Consider the following 23,854-nt stretch of genomic DNA (forward strand, 5'->3'; position numbering starts at 1 on the left):
GGACGTACCCGTCACGGTGAAGGGGACGGCCCCGGTAGCGAACCGGAGCCGTCCCCTTCAGGCTGGTCGGAGGGAGTCCCCGAAGGTTTTCCCGTCCGTCCTCGTCCACCGGCTTCCCCTCCATCGCGCAAACGACATGCGTAGGGTGCTGGCAACCGGGAGGATGGCGAACCGGGGAGGGAGCCGGACATGGACGACAAGGAAGCCCTTCGAGTGGGTGCCGCGGTTCGCCGACGCCGCAGGACCCTCGGACTCACCCTGGCCGCGGTGGCCGGGCGCAGTGGACTGTCCGTACCGTTTCTCAGCCAGATCGAGAACGAACGGGCCAGACCCAGCCCCCGGTCCCTGGACCGGGTGGCGGAGGCGCTGGAGACCACGACCGAGCGGCTGCGGGCCGCGGCGGACTCGGCACGCGCCGTGGACGTCGTACGGGCGGACGACGGCGACGGCGTACGCCGGCTGGTGCGCGGACGCCACCAGCTCAGCGCGCTGGAGTTCATCGGCGAGCAGGACCTCGGGCGGGAGTTCCAGCACCGCAACGACGAGGTGATGTACGTCGTGGAGGGCGCCGTCGAGGTCGAGGCCGAGGGGCAGGCCCACCGGCTGGGCCGGGGCGACACCCTCTTCCTGTCCGGTGGGGTCCGGCACCGGTGGCGGGCGACCGTACCGGGCACCCGGCTGCTGGTCGTCTCGGTCGCCGAGCACATCGACGCGACGTACGACTCGCGCCGCTGACGGGGAGTGCCGTGCGTGTCGTCTCGCTCGTCCCGTCGCTCACCGAGGCCGTCGCCGTCACCGCCCCCGGTCTGCTCGTCGGTGTCACCGACTGGTGCACCCACCCCGCGGGGCTGACGGCCGCCCGGATCGGCGGCACGAAGAACCCCGACACGGCCGCCGTCGTGTCCCTGCGCCCGGACCTCGTCATCGCCAACGAGGAGGAGAACCGGGAAGCGGACCTGGCCGCTCTGCGGGACGCCGGGCTGAACGTCCTGGTCACCGAGGTCCGTACCCTCGACCAGGCATTCGCCGAACTGGAACGGGTCCTCACCGCGTGCGGGCTGCCCCGGCCGCGCTGGCTGGAGGAGGCCCGGGCGGCCTGGGCGGCGCTGCCGCCCGCCCCCGCCGCGCGCCCGGCGGTCGTGCCCGTCTGGCGCAGGCCCTGGATGGTGCTGGGCCGCGACACCTTCGCCGGGGACCTGCTGGCCCGGCTCGGGGTGCGAAACGTGTACGCCGGCCACGGCGACCGCTACCCCCGCGTCCCCCTGGCCGAGCTGAACGCGTCCGGCGCCGAGCTGGTCGTGCTGCCCGACGAGCCGTACCGCTTCACCGCCACCGACGGGCCCGAGGCCTTCCCCGGACTGCCCGCCGTACTCGTCGACGGGCGCCACCTCACGTGGTACGGACCGTCGCTGGCCGAAGCGGCCGGGGCGCTGCGAGCAGCGTTCCGCTGAACAGGCCGCCCAGCGTCCGTACGCCTGCGACCGCCCAGGCGGTCACCAACAGCGCGTAGAGCGCCACGGCCAGCCAGGTGAACGCGTCCAGCCCGGTGTGCCGGGCCAGCCCCGCCGCGCCCGTGACACACGTACCGACCGGGAAGGTGAACCCCCACCACGTCATCGTGAACCTCATGCCCCTCCGCACCGCGCGCACCACCAACGCGGCGGACAGGGCCAGCCACAGCAGGGCGAACCCCATCACCGGCACCCCGTACAGCACGGCGAACGCGCCGAAGGCCGAGGCGTACGGCGCCGCGATCGCGCCCGGCGCCACATCGGCCAGCTGGTTGACGGCGGTCGTGGACTGGCCCAGCGGCCCGAGCACCAGGAACATCGTCGGGGTCAGCGCGAGAGGCAGAGGACCCTGGTGGACCAGCCGCGCGAAGACCAGCGGGACGACCACCAGGGTCGCCAGCAGGGACAGCCCGAACATGGCGTAACAGGCGAGCAGTAGCGCCTCGCGCCCCTGGCCGGGCTCCAGCTCGGGCACCAGCAGCGGGCCGACCGCGGCAGAGACCATCGGGGCCACCAGCGGCAGCAGCCAGACCGGCGACGCGGTGCCCGGGGCGGGACGGTGGCGTACGACCATGAGGTACGGGATCGCCACGGCGGCGGCGAGACCGGCGACCGTGCCCGCCGTGAACAGCAGCGTGTCCACGGCGACCGCGGCCGGATGCCCGATGACGTCCTGGCCGGCCACCAGGGTGCCCGCGCCGACGGCGAGCAGCGCCATGGACATGCAGCCGTGGAACGGGGCGACGGCTGGATCCAGGAGGTGGGCGCGGGCCTGGTCCCGGTGCAGGATCCAGTGCCCGGCACGCGCCGTCAGCACGACGGCCAGCAGCACCGCGGACAGGGCCCACACCACGACGCAGCCGGTCCGCAGACCCGGCACGCCCACGGGCAGCGCGGTGCCCGCGACCGCGACGACGGCGGTGCCCATGACCGTCGCGTACCAGTTGGGGCCGAAGTGCCGCAGGGACGGGAGCCGGAGGGCGACGGGACGGGAGGCGGAAGTCCCGGTCTTGGTCTGCGGAAAGATGGCCATGCCACGATTCTCGGTGGGCGGACCGCAGCCCACCAGGGAGCACGGGGCTATGAGGTCATAGGCTGGAGTTATGTCCAGCCCTGTGCCCCCGCCCTCCTCCCTGTCCCACCGGGTCCCCGACCTGGGAGCCATGGTGCTGCTTCTGGCCGTCGCGCGGCACGGGAGCCTGGGCAGGGCGGCACGGGACGTAGGCATCAGCCAGCCCGCCGCCTCCGGCCGCATCCGGTCGATGGAGCGGCAGCTCGGCGTCGCGCTCCTGGACCGTTCGCCGCGCGGATCCCGGCTGACGGACGCGGGCGCCCTCGTCACCGACTGGGCGCGCAGGGTCGTGGAGGCGGCCGAGGCGTTCGACGCGGGAGCCCAGGCGCTGCGGGACCGGCGAGACTCCCGGCTGCGGGTAGCGGCGAGCATGACCATCGCGGAGTACCTGCTGCCGGGCTGGCTGATCGCGCTGCGGGCCGAGCGCCCCGGCACCGCCGTCTCCCTGCTCGCCGGCAACTCGGCGGCGGTCGCCCTGCGGCTGCTGTCCGGTGAGGCGGATCTGGGCTTCGTCGAGGGACTCTCGATACCGGAGGGGCTCGACGGCACCGTCATCGCGCACGACCGGCTCGTCGTCGTGGTCGCCCCCTCCCACCCATGGGCGCGCCGGGACCGGCTGACCCCGGCGGAACTCGCCGAGGCGCCCCTGATCCTGCGGGAGCGCGGCTCCGGGACCCGGCAGGTCCTGGACGCCGCGCTCGCCGTGCACGGTGGACTGGCGCGCCCCCTGCTCGAACTCTCCTCGACCACGGCGGTGAAAGGGGCCGCGGAGAGCGGCGCCGGGCCCTGTGTGCTGAGCGAACTGGCGCTGGGGGAGGAGCTCTCCGCGCGGCGCCTGGTCAAGGTCCCCGTCGCGGGCGTCAGGCTGCGCCGTCAGCTGCGCGCGGTCTGGCCCGCCGGACACCGGCCCACGGGACCTGCCCGCGACCTGCTCTCCTTGACCGCCGGTGAGGCGGGGTCCTGACGGCGCGAGGTGAGCGCCCTTCGAGGCTGTCGAGCCTCGCCCGCCCGTGAGCCGCGCGGCCCCGGCCGTCGGGCGGGCGCCCCGCCCGACCGCCCGTCTCAGACCGACGGCACGGCCGCCCCGTGCCGGGCCGCCGCCACCAAGGCCCGCATGATGCGGAGGTCGTCGCCCATCTCCGGGTGCCACTGGACCCCGAGCACCCAGGCGCCGGGCAGCTCGATCGCCTCCACGGTGCCGTCCGCGGCGTGCGCGGAAGCCACCAGCCCTGGCGCGAGCCGGTCCACTGCCTGGTGGTGGTAGGTGGGTACGGACGCCTCCTCGGGCACGAGAGAGGCGTACAGGGTCCCCGGAACCGGCGCCACAGTGTGCTCGCCGAGGACCCCGGTCTTCCCGAACGGGCCCGCGTGGCCGTCCAGATGCTGGGTCAGCGTGCCGCCCAGCGCCACGTTGAGGAGCTGCATACCGCGGCAGATCCCGAGCACCGGGGTGCCGGCCGCCCTCGCCGCGCGGAGCAGGGCCACCTCCCAGGTGTCCCGCTCGTGCGCGGGCGGACCTGTCCTGAAGTCGCGCTCCGCGCCGTACAGTCCGGGATCGACGTCGGCGCCGCCCGCGATCACGAGACCGTCCACCCGTGCCACGACGGATGCCGCCTTCGCCGAGTCGTCAGGCGGCAGCAGCGCGGCCAGTCCGCCGGACCGCTGGACCAGCTGAGGGTAGGCGGAGGGGAGCACCGCCGCCGGGAGTTCCCAGACGCCCCAGCGAGCCGCCGGCTCCAGATAGGTCGTGACGCCGATGAGCGGTTCGTGCATGGTGCGGTCCCTCCGGCGGCCGGTCTGCGGACCGGCCCGGTGCAATGGTGTTGCCTCATACCTTTGTTCGTACCGGGCCGCCGCGCAAGAGCAGTGATCCGGAAGGGCTGGATCAAGCCAGGAACCCGCGGAGCAGAGCGGCCGTCCCCGCGCAGTGCTCGCGCATCACCGTCACCGCCCCCGCCTCGTCGCCGTCGAGCACCGCTCGGACGAGGACAGTGTGCTGATGCTGCGAATGTTCGAGGTTCCGTACCAGCAGGGGTATGCAGTCCAGGAGGTCGTTGACGCTCGCCCGCACGGCCGCGTACCGGGCCGCGAGGGAGGGGGAGCCGGAGAGCTCGGCGAGCGTCAGATGGAAAAGGGTGTCGATCCTGCGGTAGTCGGGCAGAGGTGCCTCGTGTGTCGCCGCCAGAGCCTTACGCAGCCGGTCCGCCCCCTCGTCGTCGAGGCCGCGCGACGCGCAGAGACCGGCAGCCCCCGACTCCAGGACCTCGCGGAACAGCAGGACATCCTCGATGTCGACGTCCGCCACCCGGCGGCGCAGCTCGTCACCGTCGGCCGGGCCGGTGCGGGGGAGCACGAACGTTCCGCCGTACCTGCCTCGTCTGGCCTCGATCAGGCCCTGGTCCTGGAGCACCTTCAGCACCTCGCGCAGGGTGACGCGGCTGATGCCGAGGAGCCCGGCCAGCTCGCGCTCGGCCGGCAGTCGCCCGCCGCCGGGCACCAGGCCGAGCCGGACCACCTGGAGGATCTGCTCCAGCGCCTCCTCGAAGCCGTTGCCCGCACGGACCGGCCGCAGCGCGGGCAGCAGCCGGTCCGAGGACCCGGGTTCTCCGGTCTCTTCCGCCACGTCCCGATTCCCTTCCCCCCAATGGTTTTCTCCCATACCTTAGACCGGCTGACCGAACGAGGAGTATCCCGTGGCAGACCGAACACCCCCGCTGGGGACCGACGAGCTGCGCGTGCTCGTGGAGCGCGGTGAGATCGACACAGTGGTCCTCGCCTTCCCGGACATGCAGGGCAGGCTGCAGGGCAAACGGTTCGCGGCGTCCTTCTTCCTCGAAGAGGTGCTGGAGCACGGAACGGAGGGCTGCAACTACCTGCTCGCCGTCGACACGGACATGAACACCGTCGACGGATTCGCCATGTCCTCCTGGTCCAACGGCTACGGCGACTTCGCGATGCGCCCCGACCTCACGACCCTGCGCAGGATCCCCTGGCACGAAGGCACGGCCCTGGTCATGGCCGATCTCGCCTGGGACGACGGGTCGCCGGTCGTCGCCGCGCCCCGCCAGATCCTCCGGCGGCAGCTGGAGCGGCTCGCCGCGCACGGGCTGACCGCCCACGTCGGCACGGAGCTTGAATTCATCGTCTTCAAGGACACCTACGAGCAGGCGTGGGACCGCAACTACCGTGGTCTCACCCCGGCCAACCAGTACAACGTCGACTACTCGGTCCTCGGCACCGGCCGCATCGAACCGCTGCTGCGCCGCATCCGTAACGAGATGGCGGCCGCCGGGCTCACCGTGGAGTCCGCCAAGGGCGAGTGCAACCCCGGCCAGCACGAGATCGTCTTCCGCTACGACGAGGCGCTCGTCACCTGCGACCAGCACGCCGTCTACAAGACCGGCTCCAAGGAGATCGCCGCCCAGGAGGGCGTCGCGCTCACCTTCATGGCCAAGTTCAACGAGCGCGAGGGCAACTCCTGCCACATCCACCTCTCGCTCCAGGACGCCGAAGGGCACAGCGTCATGGCGGGCGAGGGCGGCACGATGTCCCCGGTGATGCGGCGCTTCCTCGCCGGCCAGCTCGCAGCCCTGCGCGACTTCTCCCTGCTGTACGCGCCGAACATCAACTCCTACAAGCGTTTCCAGCCCGGCTCCTTCGCCCCGACCGCAGTCGCCTGGGGCCACGACAACCGCACCTGCGCCCTGCGCGTCGTCGGACACGGCCGCTCGATGCGCTTCGAGAACAGGCTGCCCGGCGGCGACGTGAACCCGTATCTCGCGGTCGCCGGCCTCGTCGCCGCCGGTCTGCACGGCATCGAGAACGAGCTGGAACTGCCCGACGCCTGCGAGGGCAACGCCTACACCGCCGGATACGACCAGGTCCCCACCACGCTCCGCGAAGCCGCCGCCCTCTGGGAGAGCAGCGAGGTGGCCCGGGAGGCCTTCGGCGACGACGTCGTCGCGCACTACCGCAACATGGCGCGCGTCGAACTGGAGGCCTTCGACGCAGCGGTGACCGACTGGGAGCTCCGCCGCTCCTTCGAACGCCTGTGAGGAGCCCCGTGATCCACGAACACCGTGTCCTGAACCCGGCGACCGAAGAGCTCGTCGCCACCGTCCCCGCCACCACCGTCGCCGAGGTCAACGCCGCCGTCACCCGCGCCGCGGCCGCCCAGAGCACCTGGGCGGCCCTGGCTCCCGCCGACCGGGCCAGGCTGCTGCGCCGCTTCGCCGTCCTCGTCGACGAACACGTCGAACGGCTGGCCCGGCTGGAGGTCACCGAAGCGGGACACACCCTGGGCAACGCCCGCTGGGAGGCGGCGAACGTCCGGGACCTGCTGGACTACGCGGCCGGGGGAGTGGAACGCCTGACGGGGCGCCAGATCCCCGTACCGGGCGGGATCGATCTCACGTTCCTCGAACCGCTGGGCGTGGTCGGAGTGATCGCCCCGTGGAACTTCCCCATGCCGATCGCCGCCTGGGGCGCCGCCCCAGCCCTGGCCGCCGGCAACGCCGTCCTCCTCAAACCGGCCGAGACCACCCCGCTCACCGCCCAGTACCTGGCCCGGCTCGCTCTCGACGCGGGACTCCCCGAACACCTCTTCCAGGTGCTGCCCGGCGCCGGGGATGTGACGGGCGACGCCCTGGTCCGACACCCGGGCGTGGCCAAGATCGTCTTCACCGGTTCGACCCGCGTCGGCAAACAGATCATGGCCAGGTGCGCGGACCGGGTGAAGCGCCTGACCCTCGAACTCGGCGGCAAGAGCCCCAACATCGTCTTCGCCGACGCCGACATCGAGGCCGCCGCTGCCTCCGCCCCCATGTCATTCCTGGACAACGCCGGCCAGGACTGCTGCGCCCGCACCCGCGTCCTGGTCCAGCGGTCCGTGTACGACCGCTTCCTGGAACTCCTCGTCCCGGCCGTCGCCTCCGTCGTCGTCGGGGACCCGTCGGACGAGAAGACGCAGATGGGCCCGCTGATCTCCCTGACCCAGCTGGAGCGCGTCCGCGGATTCGTCCCGGACGACGCGGACGGCATCCGGGGCAGCGCGCCCACCGGCCCCGGCTTCTGGTTCCCTCCGACCGTCCTCACCGGGATCGCCCCCGACGCCCCCGTCGCCACCGAGGAGGTCTTCGGCCCCGTCGCCGTCGTCCTGCCCTTCGAGGACGAGGACGACGCCGTCCGGCTGGCCGACGCCACCGACCACGGCCTGGCCGGCTCGGTCTGGACCCGCGACGTGGGGCGCGCCCTGCGGGTCTCCCGGGCGGTCCGGGCCGGGAACCTCTCCGTCAACTCCCACTCCGCCGTCCGCTACTGGACCCCCTTCGGCGGGTACAAACAGTCCGGGCTCGGCCGTGAACTGGGGCCCGACGCCCTCGCGGCCTTCACCGAAACCAAGAACGTCTTCATCGGCACGGAGGCCTGAGAACACATGACCACCGACTCCGGGAACATCTGCCGCCGTCTGACCGGCCGCACCGCCGTCATCACCGGCGCGGGCAGCGGCATCGGCCTCGCCACCGCACGCCGGCTGGCATCGGAAGGGGCCCATGTCGTCTGCGGCGACATCGACGAGACCGCGGGCAAGGCCGCCGCCAAGGAGGCGGGAGGCACCTTCGTACCCGTCGACGTCACCGACCCCGACCAGGTCGAAGCCCTCTTCGCGGCGGCGGACGACACGTACGGCTCCGTCGACATCGCCTTCAACAACGCCGGTATCTCACCGCCCGACGACGACTCCATCCTCAAGACCGGTCTGGAGGCATGGAAGCGCGTCCAGGACGTCAACCTCACCTCCGTCTACCTCTGCTGCAAGGCCGCCATCCCCTACATGCGGCGCCAGGGCCGCGGCTCGATCATCAACACCGCGTCCTTCGTGGCCCGGATGGGCGCCGCGACCTCCCAGATCTCGTACACCGCCTCCAAGGGCGGTGTCCTGGCCCTGTCCCGCGAACTCGGGGTGCAGTTCGCCCGCGAGGGGATCCGGGTCAACGCCCTGTGCCCCGGGCCGGTCAACACCCCCCTGCTCCAGGAGCTGTTCGCCAAGGACCCGGAGCGTGCCGCCCGCAGGCTCGTGCACATCCCTGTCGGCCGGTTCGCCGAGGCGACGGAGATCGCGGCCGCGGTCGCCTTCCTGGCGAGCGACGACTCCTCGTTCGTCAACGCCACCGACTTCCTCGTCGACGGCGGAATCTCGGGTGCGTACGTGACCCCGCTCGACTGACGCTCCCTAGGGTGGTGACATGAGCTACGCGACGCCGCCCGGCTGGTACCCGGACGTGAACGTGCCCGGCACCGAGCGCTGGTGGGACGGCACGGCCTGGACCGGGTACACCCGCCCGACCGCCGTGCCCCCGCCCGTGGGGCTCCGGCCGCGGTCCGCGCCGCACGGGACAGGAGACGTCACGCCGGGCGGTGGCGGACGAGCCGGCCGGATCGCCGCCCTGACGGTGGCGGGCCTGGCGGTCGCCGCCGCCGCCGTCACCGGGTTCCTGGTGCTGGGTCAGGACGGCGGCGGTACGCAGCCGAGGTCCGCGTCCAGCAGCAGCGCGCCGACGCCCACCTCGACGGACAGCGCAAGCGCGGCCACCCCGTCGCCCGCCCAGGGCCCCGATTCCGATCCCGCACTGCTGGTCGACCAGCTCAACGGGGTCACGCTCCCGGTCCCCGACGGCTGGGAGAAGCCGGAGAACACCCTCGACGACGCCTCCACGATGCGTACGGTCGGCTCCTACACCTGCCCCGGCGACTCGGGGAGCTTCTGCTACCACGGCACGGTCACCGTCCGGACGGTGAGCGGCACCGACCTCACGGACATGAAGGCGCTGGCCGAGGAGGACATCGGGACGGCGGCCGACCGCGCCTACGGGAAGGACACCGTCGGCGACCTCATCCACGGGGGCATCAGGTCCCAGAAGGAACTGGCGTCGAAGTCCGTGACCGTGGCGGGACGCACCGGATACCTGGTGCGCCGGCAGGTCACCACCGGCAAGGGCCCCGGCGGATACGTGCAGTCGCTCGTCTTCCCCTCCGCGGTGGGCAGCGAGACGCCGGTCATCGTGCGCTTCGCGTTCGACGCCGGCCGGGACGAGCTGCCGCTCCCCCTCATGGACACCATCACCCGGGGCATCCGCCCGATCGGCGACGCCACCGGCGGCGGCGTGGGCAGCACCGTGGCTCCCTGAGCGGCGTTCTACAGGAAGGTGCGGCCCTCACCGCGGTACGTCGGCACGGTGGCGGTGATCCGCTCACCCTCGATCAGCCGCAGTTCGTCGAAGCGTTCGCACAGCTCGCCGGCCTTGGCGTGCCGGAACCACACCTTGTCGCCGATCAGCAGATCGTCAGCCGCGGCGCCGATCAGTGGTGTCTGGACCTCGCCCGGGCCCTCCTGCGGGTCGTAGCGCAGCCCCTCGGGCAGATACGGCACCGGCAGCCGGTCCGCCCCCGCCGCCCCGGACGCCGGATAGCCCCCGCCGAGCACCGTCACCACGCCCACACCCGGCCGCCGCACCACGGGCTGGGCGAACAGTGCCGCCGGACGGCCCGTGAACGAGGTGTAGTTGTCGAACAGCCTCGGTACGTAGAGCCCGGAGCCCGCCGCTATCTCGGTCACCGCGGGCTCGGCCGCGGTGTGCTGCACGCTGCCGGTGCCGCCCCCGTTCACGAACTCCAGGCCGGGTGCCACCGCGCGGACCGCCCGCACGACCTCCGCGCGCCGGGCCGCCAGCTCCCTGCGGGCCGCCGCCTGCATCAGCCGGACCGCGCGCGACCGGAGCGGCCGGCCGGCCACCGAGTCGCCCACACCGGCGACATGGCCCTCGTACGCCATCAGCCCCACCAGCCGGAAGCCCGGCCTGCGCTCCACCGAGCGTGCCAGCTCGGCCAGTTGGGCGGGGGAGCGGAGCGGCGAGCGCAGCGCGCCGATCCTGACCCGGCCGCCGAACAACCGCAGCGAGGTGTCCAGCTCCAGGCAGACCCGGATCTCCTCGGTGCCCCCGGCCCGCGCCGCGTCGATGAGCTCCAGCTGCGCGTGATCGTCCACCATCACCGTCACCGCCGCGGCGAGCTTGGGATCGGCCGCCAGTTCGGCGTACGCGGACCGGTCGGCCGACGGATAGGCCAGCAGTACGTCGTCGAATCCGGCGCGGGCCAGCCACAGTGACTCCGCGAGGGTGAACGACATGATCCCGGCGAAGCCCGGACGCGCGAGCACCCGCTCCAGCAGGGCACGGCAGCGCACCGACTTGCTCGCCACCCGGATGGGCTTCCCGCCCGCCCGGCGCACCAGGTCGTCGGCGTTGGCGTCGAATGCCTCGAGGTCGACGACGGCCACCGGCGCGTCGAGATGTGCTGTGGCCCGGTTGTAACGGCTCCGGTCAGCGGCGCGGACAGTCATGGCCGCAGCTTGCCAGACGGCCGTACCACTGGGTAGGGGACGTTCGGTGCAGATCGTCCCGCAGCCTCCTTCCCGTTCCCACGGGGTGCCGTCCACCCCGTAGAGTGACCGTCACACGATCGACCGACGGGCCCGTGCGCAACGGCGGCCCGTGGGCGGTGCGGGGACGTGGACCAGGGGGACGGATGAGTACCGAAGCGCAGCGCGCTCCAGTGCCGCCCCGACCGGCCACCCCGCCGCCCATACCCGGAAGCGGCCCCGTACCTCCGGTCCCGCGTCCGGAGCCCGCGCCTCCACACCCGCGTCCGGAGCCCGCGCCGCCCGGTCCGCGTGCCGAGCCCGAACCACCGGTCGAGACGACCACCCGGCTCCGCCCCGTACCCCCCGCGCCGCCCGCCCACCCCGGCCCGCCACCCGTTCACCCCGGCCCGCCGCCCGTCCACCCCGGCCCGCCGCCCGTTCACCCCGGCCCGCCGCCACCGCCTTCCGCCACCAGGCGCAGGCCCGTCGGCGCGGTGGACATCACCCCGCGCCCCGGTGCCACCCCGGCCCCGCCCGGCGCGTACTACGCGTACGCCGAGACGCCCGCCGAGACCACCACCCGGCTGCGCCCCGTCAAAGCCCGGAAGCCCGCCAGAACCGCGGCGGCCGCGGTCTGTGCCGTGCTCGGCCTCGGACTCATCGGCGGCGCGGTCACCGGCAGCTGGCTCACCGGCGACTCCGCGGCCGAGCCCGGCGACGACAGCGCGTTCACCGTGGGCCGCTCCGTCTGGCACAGCGCGCCCGTCGACACCCTCTTCCCGCGCACCCTCAAGGGCGACGGCGCGGGCCCGGGAGCAACCGACCGGGTCTGGACCAGGGTCGCCGTCGCGAGCGACAGCGGCTGCGCGGCGGGTCTGGACCCCCTGCTGATCAAGACACTCCGTCCGGTCGGCTGCGAACGCCTGGTGCGCGCCACCTACACCGACGCCACACGCAGCAGCGTCACCACCGTCGGCATGGTCTTCACCGAGGGCGACGCCGAGACGATGAGCGCCCTCAGCACCCGGTTCACCACCCAGAACCTCGCCGCCCGGCCGGACCTGATGCCGCGCACCTACCCGGTCAAGGGCACCGTCGCCGCCGGCTTCGGCGAAGAACAGCGCGCCAGCTGGACGGTGCACGTCCTGACCGAGGTGCCCGTCGTCGTGTTCGCCGTCTCCGGCTTCGCCGACGGCCGTACGGTCGCCGAACCACAGCCCGCCGCCGACGCCATGGCGGCCGGTGCCGCGACGGCCCCCGCCCAGGCGGGACTCGGCCACGAGGCGAAGGGCGTCGCCGACCGGGTGGAGCGCACCCTGCGCCGGACCGTCACCGACCTCACGGAGAAGCCGGAATGACCCGTCCCCGCCGGCTCCGGGCGCTCGCCGCCGTGGCGACGGCCACCGCCTTCGCGCTGCTGCCCGCCGTGCCCGCCCACGCCGACGCCATCCGTGACCAGCAGTGGGGCCTCGAGGCCCTCCACACCGACACGGCCTGGCAGACCACGAAGGGCAAGGGCATCACGGTCGCGGTCCTGGACACCGGGGTCGACGACGACCACCCCGACCTTGCCGGCCAGGTGCTCCCCGGCAAGGACCTCATCGGCTTCGGTGCCGGACGAGGAGACCGCTCATGGGCCCTGCACGGCACCGCGATGGCCGGCATCATCGCCGGCCGCGGCAACGGCCCCGGGCGGGGCGACGGCGTGCTCGGCGTCGCCCCGGAGGCGAAGATCCTGCCCGTGCGGGTGATCCTCGAGTCCGGCGACCCGTCGCGCACCAAGGCCCGCGAGTCGCGCGGAACCGCGCTCGCCGACGGCATCCGCTGGGCGGCCGACCACGGCGCCGACGTCATCAACCTCTCCCTCGGTGACGACAGCGAGTCGGCGCACCCGGAACCCGGAGAGGACGCCGCCGTGCAGTACGCCCTCGGCAAGGGCGTCGCCGTCGTCGCCTCCGCGGGCAACAGCGGGGAGAAGGGCGACCGGGCCTCCTACCCCGCCGCCTACCCCGGTGTGATCGCCGTCGCGGCCGTCGACAAGTACGGCACGCACGCCGCGTTCTCCACCCGCCGCTGGTACGCCACCGTCAGCGCGCCCGGTGTCGACATCGTCGTCGCCAACCCCGACCAGCACTACTACATCGAGTGGGGCACCTCAGCCGCGTCGGCCTTCGTCTCCGGGGCGGTGGCCCTCGTGCGCTCCGCGCACCCGGGTCTCTCGCCCGCGCAGATCAAGACCCTGCTCACGGACACCGCCGGCAACGCCCCCTCGGGCGGCCGCGACGACGCGAGGGGCTACGGCCTGGTCGACCCCGCAGCCGCGATAGAGGCAGGGGCGAAGCTGCGCCCGGACGATCTGAGCGCGCGTGCCGCCGAGGCCGGCTACAGCGAGCAGTACTTCGGGTCCGGCCCCGCCTCCCAAGGGGATGACGGGGACCCGGCCGGCTGGCTGGCCCCCTCGGCGGGAGGCCTCGGAGCCGCATTCCTCGCCCTGGCCGTGGTGCTGTGGCGGGGCAGGAACACGGGCGGCGGCAGGGCCGGTGGCAGGAACGCCGCCGCGCCCGGGTACAACCCTTTCCCCACGGGCCCCTACCGCTGAGCGAACCGGCCGGCTTCCACAGCGCCGGCCGCTTCCGCGACCGCGCGGGCCTCAGCCCGATGCGGTCACCGCACCGGTCACGCCCACCGCCGCCTTCGCGACGGACTCCACGAGAGCGATGCCCGCCTCCTTCGTCGCGTGCCCGCGCGACAGCACCGCCACCAGCACGGTGTGTCCGCCGCTCTCCACCCGCCCGATGCTGTTGATGTCCCACAGCCCCGTGGTCGTCCGGGGCATCCAGCCGTTCTTCAGCACCGCGTCGGTGCCCGCAGCGGACACCCCCCACTGCTGGTCCGCCTCGACCTGGCCCATCAGCTCCGTCATGTAGGCGCGAGAGGCCGCCGACAGCTCCGAATCAGTCCCGGACACCGCCTCCAGCAGCCGCACCTGGTCGGCGGCCGTGGTCTGGGTCAGCCCCCACGCGTGGGCGGCCTTCGTTCCGGTCAGCCCCAGCCGCTCGTTGGCCTCGTCGAGCCCCTCCTCCCCACCGATCACCTTGAGCAGCTCGGTGGCCGAGGTGTTGTCGCTGCGCCGGATCATGGCCTCCGCGTACGCCTGCTCGGCGCCGTTCAGCTCCCGGCCCTCGTCCTGGGCCCGGAGCAGCAGGGCCGCCAGGATGTCGACCTTGACGATGCTGGCGGAGTCGTACACCTCGTCCCCGTACGCGGCACCCGCGCCGCTCTCCGTGTCCAGCACGGCCACCGACACATCGGCGCCGTCCGCCAGGGGCGCCAGCGCGTCGGCCAGCTCCGCGTCGAGATCCACCTCGGGCTCCTCGCTCCGCCCCGCCGCGGCCGGCGGGCTCGACGCGGACGATACGGCGGCCACGGCGGCGTGCGCGTCATCCGGCGAGCGACCCACCAGATAGGCACCTCCCGCGGCGGAACCTGCCAGCAGCACGACGGCGGCGGTCACGAGGCCGGACAGCACGGGCCTGCGCGTTCTGTGACGGGGCATGGCCCGGACGCTAGGCAGCGCAGCTGGCAGCAGCCTGTGCCCGACCTGTCGCCCAGGTGAGAGAACCGACCCACTACGCTCGTCGTGTGGCCCTCAAGAACATCCCGGACCCCGGTTTCTCCGACGACGACGGCACTGCCTCGCCCGAACTGACAGCAGCCCTCGCGGCCTGGGCCGAGGACCGTACGGCAGTCGGCCCGGTCCTGGCGGCGCTCCGCGGCGCCCGGCTGCTCGTCCCGGTCGTCGCCGTGCTGGGCGAGGTCGAGGAGGACGAGAACGGGCTGCGCCGCGAGAAGACCAGCGACATGGCCGTGCCGACCCTGCAGGCGGGTGACCGGCGCGCCCTGCCCGCTTTCACCTCCACCGCCGCGCTGGCCCGCTGGGACCCGCAGGCGCGCCCCGTCGCCGTACCCCTGCACCAGGCGCTGCAGGCCGCCGCGCACGAGAAGGCGGACACGGTGGTGCTCGACCTTGCGGGGCCCGTCGCCTTCGAGCTGACCGGCCCGGCGCTGCTGGCCCTGGCCGAGAACCGTGCCAGCGCGGACCCGCTCGACGACCCCGCCGTCGTCGCGGCGGTGCGGGAAGCAGTCGCGGCCGAGCCCGCGGTGCTGCGTGCCCACCTCGGTCCCGGCCGGGCCGACGGCACCCTCGCCCTGGTCCTCACCCCGGACGCCGTGGTCGCCGACGCCGCGCGCCGGGTCGCCGACGCGCTCTCGGCCAGCGAGGTGCTGCGCGCCCGGCTGGTGCGCGGGATCGACCTGGCACTGCTGCCGGCCGATGCCGAGGCCCCCGGCGCCCCCCTGTTCAGCCGCTGACGCACACGAGCCCGCCACCTGTCACAGGCGGCGGGCTCGTCAGGCCGTGGTCGCGGCGTGAGGATCAGCCGTAGACGGGGCCGGTGTACTTCTCGCCCGGGCCCTGGCCGGGCTCGTCCGGGACGAGCGAGGCCTCACGGAAGGCCAGCTGGAGGGACTTCAGGCCGTCGCGCAGCGGCGAGGCGTGGAAGGTGCTGATCTCGGTCGTGCTGGCGTCGAGGAGCCCGGCCAGTGCCTGGACCAGCTTGCGGGCCTCGTCGAGGTCCTTGTGCTGCTCGCCCTCCTCGGTCAGGCCGAGCTTCACGGCTGCCGCGCTCATCAGATTGACGGCGACGGTCACGATCACCTCGACCGCTGGAACCTCCGCGATGTCGCGGGCCATGTCGTCGAAGCCGGGGTTCTCGGTGCTGGGAGTGGTCGCGTCGCTCATGCCCCACACGATAAGGCCACGTCGGCACGGCTCCTCCTGCGGGAGCCGTCAGGACAGAGGGTTCGCCGTACCCCCGGCGAGCTGCTAACCTTGTGTAACGACCGGCCGGACACCTATGTGCTCGGCCCACAAGTGGAGGCTCCGATCTCCCACCTGACCGTCCTCGCGGATGGCAGGTCACCGGTCAGGTAGCGACCATCGTTCCGTACGGACGATGGAGCTGCTCGATGCGCCCCGCGGTTGACCGCGGCGGTGTTCCGGTATTTCCAGGAGCCCCGCCTGTGTCCCGTCCGGGGCATTTTTCCTTTCCCGGCTCGGTTGGTCTCACGAAACAGACGTTACGCGGCTGTCCGCCAGGCGGTCGCGTGGTGCTACCGAGGAGGATCCATCAGCGCCGAGCCCCGCATCAACGACCGGATTCGCGTTCCCGAGGTGCGACTTGTCGGTCCCAGCGGCGAGCAGGTCGGGATTGTTCCGCTTGCCAAGGCCCTGGAGCTCGCACAGGAGTACGACCTCGACCTGGTCGAGGTGGCGGCGACAGCCCGTCCCCCCGTGTGCAAGCTCATGGACTACGGGAAGTTCAAGTACGAGTCGGCCATGAAGGCCCGTGAGGCGCGCAAGAACCAGGCGCACACGGTCATCAAGGAAATGAAGCTCCGGCCGAAGATCGACCCGCACGACTATGACACCAAGAAGGGTCACGTCGTCCGGTTCCTCAAGCAGGGGGACAAGGTCAAGATCACGATCATGTTCCGTGGTCGTGAGCAGTCCCGCCCCGAGCTGGGCTTCCGACTGCTCCAGCGTCTCGCTTCGGATGTCGAGGACCTCGGCTTCATCGAGTCCAACCCGAAGCAGGACGGCCGGAACATGATCATGGTTCTGGGCCCGCACAAGAAGAAGACCGAAGCCATGGCCGAGGCCCGCGAGGCTCAGGCCGCCCGTAAGGCGGAGCGTCAGGGTTACGCCCACGACGCCGAGTCCGAGGGTGAAGTCGCTGAGGCCCCTGCCGCAGCTGCCGAGGCTCCGGTCGAGACACCTTCAGAGACACCTTCAGAGACACCTTCCGAGGCGTGACCTCTGGGGGCTGCCATCCAGGCGCCCCCGGGTCCCTCGGGAACCACCCAAAGATCTGACGCCCCTGCAGTCCGGTGCCCCGCACCGAGAGGGGCGCCACTGACGAGGAGAGAACGGCGCGATGCCGAAGAACAAGACGCACAGCGGTGCCAGCAAGCGCTTCAAGATCACCGGCTCCGGCAAGGTGCTCCGTGAGAAGGCCGGCAAGCGCCACCTGCTCGAGCACAAGTCGTCCAAGAAGACCCGCTCGCTGACCGGCACGGTCGTCGTGGCTCCGGCCGACGTCAAGAAGGTCAAGAAGCTTCTCGGCAAGTGAGGACGCGGCCTCCGGTGAACCCGGAGGCGCGACCTCGATCCGACCGGGACCAATTCGTTTCCGGGCCGTGTGAGTCCAACCGCGGCCCCGCTGTAAGGAGTCAAAAGTGGCACGCGTCAAGCGGGCAGTAAACGCCCACAAGAAGCGCCGGGCGATCCTCGAGGCCGCCAAGGGTTACCGCGGTCAGCGTTCGCGCCTGTACCGCAAGGCCAAGGAGCAGGTCACCCACTCCCTGGTCTACAACTACAACGACCGCAAGAAGCGCAAGGGCGACTTCCGTCAGCTCTGGATCCAGCGCATCAACGCGGCTGCCCGCCAGAACGGCATGACGTACAACCGCCTCATCCAGGGTCTGAAGGCCGCCAACATCGAGGTGGACCGCAAGATCCTGGCCGAGCTCGCGGTCAACGACGCCAACGCGTTCGCCGCCCTCGTCGAGGTCGCCCAGAAGGCCCTCCCGAGCGACGTCAACGCCCCGAAGGCCGCCTGATCCAGGCAGCACTTCCGTCGTTCCAGCGTTTTGAGCCGGACCCGCAGGCGCGTGCCGTCTGCGGGTCCGGTGCGTTGCACCACGTGTCGCGTACGTAGTCAGCCGTACGCGGAGAAACGTACGCAGAGAAGCTGACTTACGCAGAGAGGCTCGCCGCCGACCATGGGCACCCCCGAACTGATCTCCGCACGATCGCCGCGAATCGCCGCCGCACGCCGACTGGCCAGGCGCAATTTCCGCGGCAAGGAGCGCAGGTTCATCGCCGAGGGGCCGCAGGCCGTGCGGGAGGCCGCCGCGCACCGGGGCGGCGACGGCGAGCCCACACTGACCGAGCTCTTCGCCACCGTCGAGGCGGCCGACCGGTACGCCGACATCATCGACGCGGCCCGTGCCGCCGGGGCCCGCGTGCACCTCGCGGACGGCGACGTGCTCGCCGACGTCTCGCAGACCGTCACCCCCCAGGGCCTGATCGGCGTCTGCCGCTTCCTGGACTCGCCCTTCGAGGACATCCTCGCGGCGAAGCCCACCCTGGTCGCCGTCCTCGCCCACGTACGCGACCCCGGCAACGCGGGCACCGTGCTGCGCTGCGCGGACGCCGCCGGTGCGGACGCGGTCGTGCTCACCGACGCCTCCGTGGACCTCTACAACCCCAAGTCGGTCCGGGCCTCCGTGGGCTCGCTCTTCCATCTGCCGGTGGCCGTCGGCGTGCCCGTGGAGCAGGCCGTGCAGGGGCTCCGGGACGCCGGTGTGCGCATCCTGGCGGCCGACGGTGCCGGCGAGGACGACCTCGACGACGAACTCGACGCGGGCACCATGGGCGGGCCCACCGCCTGGGTGTTCGGCAACGAGGCGTGGGGCCTGCCGGAGGAGACGCGCGCCCTGGCCGACGCCGTGGTCCGGGTCCCGATCCACGGCAGGGCCGAGAGCCTCAACCTCGCCACCGCCGCCGCCGTGTGCCTCTACGCCTCCGCGCGGGCCCAGCGCCCCCGGCACGCGGGCTGATCCCCGCCGGCCCCTCACCGATCGATACGGGCCACACCCCGCCGGCGCCCACCCGGAGGGTGTCGCCCGGCCGCTGACGCCTAGTAGGGTGACGAACTCGGGGGCCCACTACACCGGTTCGAGAGGTGGGGTACGGGAAGATGGCTGTCGGCATGAGCGGGCCGCGAGCGACACACACGGCCGCCGTGCGCGCCCTCTCCGACGGGGACGGCGGAAGCCGGGCCCTCGGGGACCCCGCGGCGGACATCGACCCGGACGATCTTCCCGACGGACTCGTCGTCGCCGACGAGAACGGCAAGGTCGTCTGCTTCAACAGGGCCGCGTCCCGGATCACCGCCACACCCGTGGCCGACGCCCTCGGCCACTCCCTGGACCAGGCACTGCCCCTCGAGGACCTCAAGGGACGCCGCTGGTGGGAGCTGACCGACCCCTACGGCGGGCTCGCCACGCGAGTCGGCCAGCCCGAGCGGAATCTTCTGCTCCCCGGCGGCCGAGAGGTCCTGGTCTCCGCCCGGTACGTACGGGAGGCCCCGACCGGGCCGGTCCGGAGGCTCGTCGTCTCGTTGCGCGGCACCGAGGCACGCCGGCGCACCGAGCTGAGCCACGCCGAGCTGATCGCCACCGTCGCCCACGAGCTGCGCTCCCCCCTGACCTCCGTCAAGGGCTTCACCGCCACGCTGCTGGCCAAGTGGGAGCGGTTCACCGACGACCAGAAGCGGCTGATGCTGGAGACCGTCGACGCCGACGCCAACCGTGTCACCCGGCTCATCGCCGAGCTGCTCGACATCTCCCGCATCGACTCCGGCCGGCTCGAGCTGCGCCGCCAGCCCGTGGACATCTCCGCGGCCGTCGAACGCCACGTCCAGGCGCTCACCGCGAACGGCCAGGCACCCGACCGCTTCCTCGTGCACACCCGGCAGCCGCTGCCCGCGCTCTGGGCCGATCCGGACAAGGTCGACCAGGTGCTCGGCAACCTCCTCGAAAACGCGGTGCGGCACGGCGAGGGAACTGTCACCATCGACATCGCCCCTGCGCCCGCACCGGGCAAGAGCGACGAGAGCGGAACGGCAGTCACCGTGAGCGACGAAGGTCCCGGCATCCCCGAGGAGTCGATGGGCCGCGTCTTCACCCGCTTCTGGCGGGGGAGCAAGCGCGGCGGGACCGGCCTGGGCCTCTACATCGTCAAGGGCATCGTCGAGGCCCACGGCGGCACCATCACGGTGGACCGCGCGCCCGGCGGCGGCGCCGAATTCCGATTTATCCTGCCCGTGAGCGCGCCGGCCTACCTGGCCTGAGCGGCCCACGGGCTTCTCCGCCCCCCGGCGGCCCGTAGACTCGACTTTTGGCACCTTTGCGTCCTCAGTCGTCGAACCAGGGTCGCCACCAGCCAATCGGAAGCACGGGAAGAGATGTCGGCACCGAACAAGTCGTACGACCCAGTCGAGGTCGAGGCACTGAAACCGGAAGAGATCGAGCGCATGCGGGACGAGGCGTTCGCCGCCTTCGCCGCCGCGGGCGACCTCGACGCGCTCGCCCAGGCGAAGACCGCGCACACCGGTGGTACCTCACCCCTGTCGCTCGCCAACCGCGAGATCGGCGCCCTGCCGCCCCAGGCCAAGGCCGAGGCGGGCAAGCGCGTGGGCCAGGCCCGCGGCGCCGTCTCCAAGGCGCTGGCCGCCCGCCAGACAGAACTGGAGGCCGAGCGTGACGCCCGGGTGCTGGTCGAGGAGGCGGTGGACGTCACCCTGCCCTACGACCGCATCCCGGCCGGTGCGCGCCACCCCCTGACGACCATCATGGAGCGCGTCGCCGACGTCTTCGTCGCCATGGGCTACGAGATCGCCGAAGGGCCCGAGGTCGAGGCGGAGTGGTTCAACTTCGACGCCCTGAACTTCGTGCCCGACCACCCGGCGCGGCAGATGCAGGACACCTTCTTCGTGCAGGGCGCCGACGGTGCCAGGAGCGACGAGTCCGGTGTCGTGCTGCGTACGCACACCTCGCCGGTCCAGGCCCGTTCGCTGCTCAGCCGTAAGCCCCCCGTCTACGTGGTCTGCCCCGGCCGGGTCTACCGCACCGACGAGCTCGACGCCACGCACACCCCGGTCTTCCACCAGATCGAGCTGCTCGCGGTCGACGAGGGCCTCACCATGGCCGACCTCAAGGGCACCCTCGACCACATGGTCCAGGCGCTCTTCGGCCCGGACATGAAGACCCGGCTGCGGCCGAACTTCTTCCCGTTCACCGAGCCGTCCGCCGAGATGGACATGGTCTGCTACGTCTGCCGCGGCGAGTCCGTCGGCAACCCGGACCGCCCCTGCCGCACCTGCGGCAGCGAGGGCTGGATCGAGCTCGGCGGCTGCGGCATGGTCAACCCGAAGGTGCTCGTCGCCTGCGGTGTGGACCCCGAGAAGTACAGCGGATTCGCCTTCGGGTTCGGCATCGAGCGGATGCTGATGTTCCGCCACAACGTAGAGGACATGCGAGACATGGTCGAGGGTGACGTCCGGTTCACCCGGCCGTTCGGGATGGAGATCTGATGCGCGTCCCGCTTTCCTGGCTGCGGGAATACGTCGACCTGCCGGCGACGGAGACCGGCCGTGACGTACAGGCCAAGCTCGTCTCCGTCGGCCTCGAGGTCGAGACCGTCGAGCAGACCGGCGCCGGGCTCAAGGGCCCCCTGGCCGTCGGACAGGTCCTGACCATCGAGGAGCTGGAGGGCTTCAAGAAGCCCATCCGCTTCTGCACCGTCGACGTCGGCACCGCCAACGGCACCGGTGAACCGCAGGAGATCGTCTGCGGCGCCCGGAACTTCTCCGTCGGCGACAAGGTCGTCGTGGTCCTGCCGGGCGCCGTGCTGCCCGGTGACTTCGCGATCGCCGCGCGCAAGACGTACGGCAAGACCTCGCACGGCATGATCTGCTCCACCGACGAGCTGGGCATGGGCGACGACGGCACGCACGGCATCATCGTGCTGCCGCCCGAGTACGAGCCCGGCACCGACGCGATCGAGCTCCTGGAGCTCGTCGACGAGGTCCTCGACATCGCCGTCACGCCGGACCGGGGCTACTGCCTCTCGATGCGCGGGGTCGCCCGTGAGACCGCCATCGCGTACGGGCTGCCGCTGCGCGACCCGGCGCTCCTGGACGTGCCCCCGCCCAACGCGCACGGCTACCCGGTGAAGGTGTCCGACCCGATCGGATGCAGCAACTTCACCGCGCGTACGGTCACCGGCCTGCAGCCCGAGGCGCGCTCCCCGATCTGGATGCAGCGCAGGCTGCAGAAGGCCGGGATGCGCACGGTCTCGCTGGCCGTCGACATCACCAATTACGTGATGCTGGAGCTCGGCCAGCCGCTGCACGCCTACGACCGCACCCGTGTCGCGGGGACGATCGGGGTGCGCCGCGCCCAGCAGGGCGAGAAGCTCACCACGCTCGACGGCGCCAAGCGGGTCCTGGACGCCCAGGACCTGGTCATCACCGACGACCGCGGGCCGATCGGCCTCGCGGGCGTCATGGGTGGTGCCGACACGGAGATCGCGGACGCGGCCGAGGAGGCCGGCACCACCGAGGTCGTCATCGAGGCCGCGCACTTCGACGCGATCACCATCGCCCGGACCGCACGCCGCCACAAGCTCAGCTCCGAGGCGTCCAAGCGCTTCGAGCGCGGGGTCGACCCGCAGGCCGCCGCCGCTGCCGCGCAGCGCACCGTCGACCTGCTGGTGCTCCTGGCGGGCGGCACGGCCGAGGCGGGCGTCACCGAGATCACCGCTCCGTCCGCGCCCCGCACCATCGCGATGCCCGCGAGCCACCCCGACCGGGTGGCGGGGGTCGCGTACGGCCGCGAGACCGTCGTGCGCCGCCTGCAGGAGGTCGGCTGCGACGTCTACGGGCAGGACGAGCTGATCGTCACGGTGCCGTCCTGGCGCCCGGACCTCGCCGCGCCGAACGACCTCGCCGAAGAGGTCATCCGGCTGGAGGGGTACGAGAACCTCCCGTCCACCCTGCCGACGCCGCCTTCCGGACGCGGGCTCACCGACCGCCAGCGCCTGCACCGCCGCATCGGCCGGGCCCTCGCGGGCGCCGGTTACGTGGAGGCGCTGAGCTACCCGTTCATCGGTGACGCGGTCCTCGACCAGCTCGGCCTGGAGAAGGACGACGCCCGGCGCCGTACGGTCACCCTCGTCAACCCGCTCTCCGACGAGGAGCCGGCGCTGCGCACCACGCTGCTGCCGGGTCTGCTCGGCGCGCTGCGGCGCAACGACGGCCGTGGCAGCCACGACCTGGCGCTCTTCGAGACCGGCCTGGTCTTCAGGCCGACCGGCGAGGAGACCAAGGCCGTGCGGCTGCCCGTCGACCGCCGTCCCACCGACGAGGAGATCGCCGGACTGGACGCCGCGCTGCCGCGTCAGCCGCGCCGTGCCGCCGTCGTCCTCGCGGGCGCCCGTGAGCAGGCCGGCTGGTGGGGCAAGGGCCGCCCGTCCGACTGGGCGGACTCCGTCGAGGCGGCGCGCACGATCGCCCGTGAGGCGGGCGTCGAGGTGACGGTCCGCGCAGACCGACACGCTCCGTGGCACCCCGGCCGCTGCGCCGCGCTGTACGTCACGGTCGACGGCGTGGAGGCCCTCTTCGGACACGCGGGCGAACTGCACCCGCGCGTCGTCAAGGAGCTCCACCTGCCCGAGCGGACCTGCGCCATGGAGGTCGAGCTCGACGTCCTGGAGCAGGCCGTCGACGGCGCGCTCCAGGCGCCCCGCATCTCCACCTTCCCGGTGGCGACCCAGGACGTCGCACTCGTCGTCGACTCGGGCGTGCCCGCCGACTCGGTGGAGAAGGCGCTCCGCGAGGGCGCCGGCGGTCTGCTCGAATCGCTGCGGCTGTTCGACGTCTTCACCGGCGAGCAGATCGGTGAGGGCAGGAAGTCCCTGGCGTACGCGCTGCGGTTCCGTGCCCCGGACCGCACGCTGACCGTGGAGGAGGCCTCCGCGGCCCGTGACACCGCGGTCGCCCTGGCCACCGAGCGCACAGGCGCGGTGCTGCGCGGCGCGTAGGCACCCGAGTGGTGAGAAGGGGGGGTTACGGCCCCCCGAAAACCCCCCAAAGTTATACCCCGGCCGCGCGGGGGCCCCCCCACAGCCCCGCGGGGAAAGGGGGGGGGGGGCGGGGGGTACGG

General features: G+C 72.6%; 23 protein-coding genes. 17 read left to right on the forward strand and 6 right to left on the reverse strand.

Annotated elements, in window-relative coordinates; translation table 11 throughout:
- The first annotated feature begins 189 nt into the window (after window positions 1-189).
- Window positions 190-735, forward strand: a complete 546-nt coding sequence (locus ACFWFI_RS22280; protein WP_387392969.1) for a helix-turn-helix domain-containing protein — start codon at window positions 190-192, stop codon at window positions 733-735.
- A gap of 11 nt (window positions 736-746) precedes the next feature.
- Complete coding sequence (locus tag ACFWFI_RS22285) at window positions 747-1,451, forward strand: helical backbone metal receptor (RefSeq protein WP_387392972.1); 705 nt, start codon at window positions 747-749, stop codon at window positions 1,449-1,451.
- On the opposite strand, the gene ACFWFI_RS22290 is transcribed toward ACFWFI_RS22285, so the two are convergent.
- Window positions 1,390-2,544: a TDT family transporter gene (locus ACFWFI_RS22290; protein WP_387392975.1), complete on the reverse strand. Its 1,155-nt coding sequence runs from the start codon at window positions 2,542-2,544 to the stop codon at window positions 1,390-1,392. The two genes, ACFWFI_RS22285 and ACFWFI_RS22290, sit on opposite strands and share 62 nt — an antisense overlap.
- A gap of 70 nt (window positions 2,545-2,614) precedes the next feature.
- On the opposite strand from ACFWFI_RS22290, the gene ACFWFI_RS22295 reads away from it, so the two are divergent.
- Complete coding sequence (locus ACFWFI_RS22295) at window positions 2,615-3,547, forward strand: LysR family transcriptional regulator (protein WP_387392977.1); 933 nt, start codon at window positions 2,615-2,617, stop codon at window positions 3,545-3,547.
- Between the two features lie 98 nt (window positions 3,548-3,645).
- On the opposite strand, the gene ACFWFI_RS22300 is transcribed toward ACFWFI_RS22295, so the two are convergent.
- Both ACFWFI_RS22300 and ACFWFI_RS22305 read right to left on the reverse strand, forming a co-directional pair.
- Complete coding sequence (locus ACFWFI_RS22300) at window positions 3,646-4,356, reverse strand: gamma-glutamyl-gamma-aminobutyrate hydrolase family protein (protein ID WP_387392980.1); 711 nt, start codon at window positions 4,354-4,356, stop codon at window positions 3,646-3,648.
- A 112-nt stretch (window positions 4,357-4,468) separates the two neighbouring features.
- Window positions 4,469-5,242 carry a FadR/GntR family transcriptional regulator gene (locus tag ACFWFI_RS22305; RefSeq protein ID WP_387392983.1) on the reverse strand — a complete coding sequence of 258 codons (774 nt, stop codon included), beginning with the start codon at window positions 5,240-5,242 and terminating at the stop codon, window positions 4,469-4,471.
- Between the two features lie 34 nt (window positions 5,243-5,276).
- On the opposite strand from ACFWFI_RS22305, the gene ACFWFI_RS22310 reads away from it, so the two are divergent.
- Genes ACFWFI_RS22310 through ACFWFI_RS22325 form a run of 4 tightly spaced genes read left to right on the forward strand, consistent with a single transcriptional unit; the run spans window position 5,277 to window position 9,770 of the window.
- The gene (locus ACFWFI_RS22310) at window positions 5,277-6,638 is read left to right on the forward strand and encodes a glutamine synthetase family protein (RefSeq protein ID WP_387392986.1); all 1,362 of its coding nucleotides are present in this window, start codon (window positions 5,277-5,279) and stop codon (window positions 6,636-6,638) included.
- 8 nt (window positions 6,639-6,646) lie between these two features.
- Window positions 6,647-8,011: an aldehyde dehydrogenase family protein gene (locus ACFWFI_RS22315; RefSeq protein WP_387392989.1), complete on the forward strand. Its 1,365-nt coding sequence runs from the start codon at window positions 6,647-6,649 to the stop codon at window positions 8,009-8,011.
- A gap of 6 nt (window positions 8,012-8,017) precedes the next feature.
- Complete coding sequence (locus ACFWFI_RS22320) at window positions 8,018-8,809, forward strand: 3-oxoacyl-ACP reductase (RefSeq protein ID WP_387392992.1); 792 nt, start codon at window positions 8,018-8,020, stop codon at window positions 8,807-8,809.
- Between the two features lie 19 nt (window positions 8,810-8,828).
- Window positions 8,829-9,770: a DUF2510 domain-containing protein gene (locus ACFWFI_RS22325; RefSeq protein WP_387392995.1), complete on the forward strand. Its 942-nt coding sequence runs from the start codon at window positions 8,829-8,831 to the stop codon at window positions 9,768-9,770.
- An 8-nt stretch (window positions 9,771-9,778) separates the two neighbouring features.
- Here the strand turns inward: ACFWFI_RS22325 and ACFWFI_RS22330 are convergent, their stop codons facing one another.
- Window positions 9,779-10,981, reverse strand: coding sequence for an amino acid deaminase/aldolase (locus tag ACFWFI_RS22330; RefSeq protein ID WP_387392998.1), 1,203 nt, complete (start codon window positions 10,979-10,981; stop codon window positions 9,779-9,781).
- Between the two features lie 515 nt (window positions 10,982-11,496).
- Between ACFWFI_RS22330 and ACFWFI_RS22335 the strand changes: the two genes are divergently transcribed.
- Together ACFWFI_RS22335 and mycP are read left to right on the forward strand one after the other, a co-directional pair.
- On the forward strand, window positions 11,497-12,360 hold the full coding sequence (locus ACFWFI_RS22335; RefSeq protein ID WP_387393001.1) for a hypothetical protein: 864 nt from the start codon (window positions 11,497-11,499) through the stop codon (window positions 12,358-12,360).
- Window positions 12,357-13,601 (forward strand): type VII secretion-associated serine protease mycosin, encoded by a 1,245-nt coding sequence (gene mycP, locus ACFWFI_RS22340; protein ID WP_387393004.1) that lies wholly within the window; start codon window positions 12,357-12,359, stop codon window positions 13,599-13,601. Before ACFWFI_RS22335 ends, mycP begins: the two co-directional genes overlap by 4 nt.
- 51 nt (window positions 13,602-13,652) lie before the next feature.
- Here the strand turns inward: mycP and ACFWFI_RS22345 are convergent, their stop codons facing one another.
- Complete coding sequence (locus ACFWFI_RS22345) at window positions 13,653-14,558, reverse strand: serine hydrolase (protein ID WP_387393007.1); 906 nt, start codon at window positions 14,556-14,558, stop codon at window positions 13,653-13,655.
- 86 nt (window positions 14,559-14,644) lie between these two features.
- Here ACFWFI_RS22345 and ACFWFI_RS22350 point away from each other — a divergent pair, with 86 nt between their 5' ends.
- Complete coding sequence (locus ACFWFI_RS22350) at window positions 14,645-15,373, forward strand: SseB family protein (protein ID WP_387393010.1); 729 nt, start codon at window positions 14,645-14,647, stop codon at window positions 15,371-15,373.
- 64 nt (window positions 15,374-15,437) lie between these two features.
- On the opposite strand, the gene ACFWFI_RS22355 is transcribed toward ACFWFI_RS22350, so the two are convergent.
- Window positions 15,438-15,803 carry a DUF1844 domain-containing protein gene (locus ACFWFI_RS22355; protein WP_387393013.1) on the reverse strand — a complete coding sequence of 122 codons (366 nt, stop codon included), beginning with the start codon at window positions 15,801-15,803 and terminating at the stop codon, window positions 15,438-15,440.
- Between the two features lie 318 nt (window positions 15,804-16,121).
- Here ACFWFI_RS22355 and infC point away from each other — a divergent pair, with 318 nt between their 5' ends.
- The 7 genes from infC to pheT all read left to right on the forward strand — a co-directional run bounded on the left by infC (window position 16,122) and on the right by pheT (window position 23,732).
- Window positions 16,122-16,877: a translation initiation factor IF-3 gene (gene infC / locus ACFWFI_RS22360; protein ID WP_387393016.1), complete on the forward strand. Its 756-nt coding sequence runs from the start codon at window positions 16,122-16,124 to the stop codon at window positions 16,875-16,877.
- Between the two features lie 121 nt (window positions 16,878-16,998).
- Complete coding sequence (gene rpmI, locus ACFWFI_RS22365; RefSeq protein WP_031097481.1) at window positions 16,999-17,193, forward strand: 50S ribosomal protein L35; 195 nt, start codon at window positions 16,999-17,001, stop codon at window positions 17,191-17,193.
- Between the two features lie 106 nt (window positions 17,194-17,299).
- On the forward strand, window positions 17,300-17,683 hold the full coding sequence (gene rplT / locus ACFWFI_RS22370) for a 50S ribosomal protein L20 (protein WP_007457565.1): 384 nt from the start codon (window positions 17,300-17,302) through the stop codon (window positions 17,681-17,683).
- A gap of 162 nt (window positions 17,684-17,845) precedes the next feature.
- Window positions 17,846-18,685 (forward strand): TrmH family RNA methyltransferase, encoded by an 840-nt coding sequence (locus ACFWFI_RS22375; RefSeq protein WP_387393020.1) that lies wholly within the window; start codon window positions 17,846-17,848, stop codon window positions 18,683-18,685.
- Between the two features lie 140 nt (window positions 18,686-18,825).
- On the forward strand, window positions 18,826-19,980 hold the full coding sequence (locus ACFWFI_RS22380) for a sensor histidine kinase (RefSeq protein ID WP_387393023.1): 1,155 nt from the start codon (window positions 18,826-18,828) through the stop codon (window positions 19,978-19,980).
- Between the two features lie 114 nt (window positions 19,981-20,094).
- Window positions 20,095-21,222 carry a phenylalanine--tRNA ligase subunit alpha gene (gene pheS, locus ACFWFI_RS22385; protein WP_387393026.1) on the forward strand — a complete coding sequence of 376 codons (1,128 nt, stop codon included), beginning with the start codon at window positions 20,095-20,097 and terminating at the stop codon, window positions 21,220-21,222.
- Entirely contained in the window at window positions 21,222-23,732 is a 2,511-nt protein-coding gene (gene pheT / locus ACFWFI_RS22390) for a phenylalanine--tRNA ligase subunit beta (protein WP_387393029.1), read from the forward strand. Before pheS ends, pheT begins: the two co-directional genes overlap by 1 nt.
- Window positions 23,733-23,854 lie beyond the last annotated feature (122 nt).

It is taken from the genome of Streptomyces sp. NPDC060209 (assembly GCF_042728155.1).
Classification (GTDB): Bacteria; Actinomycetota; Actinomycetes; order Streptomycetales; family Streptomycetaceae; genus Streptomyces.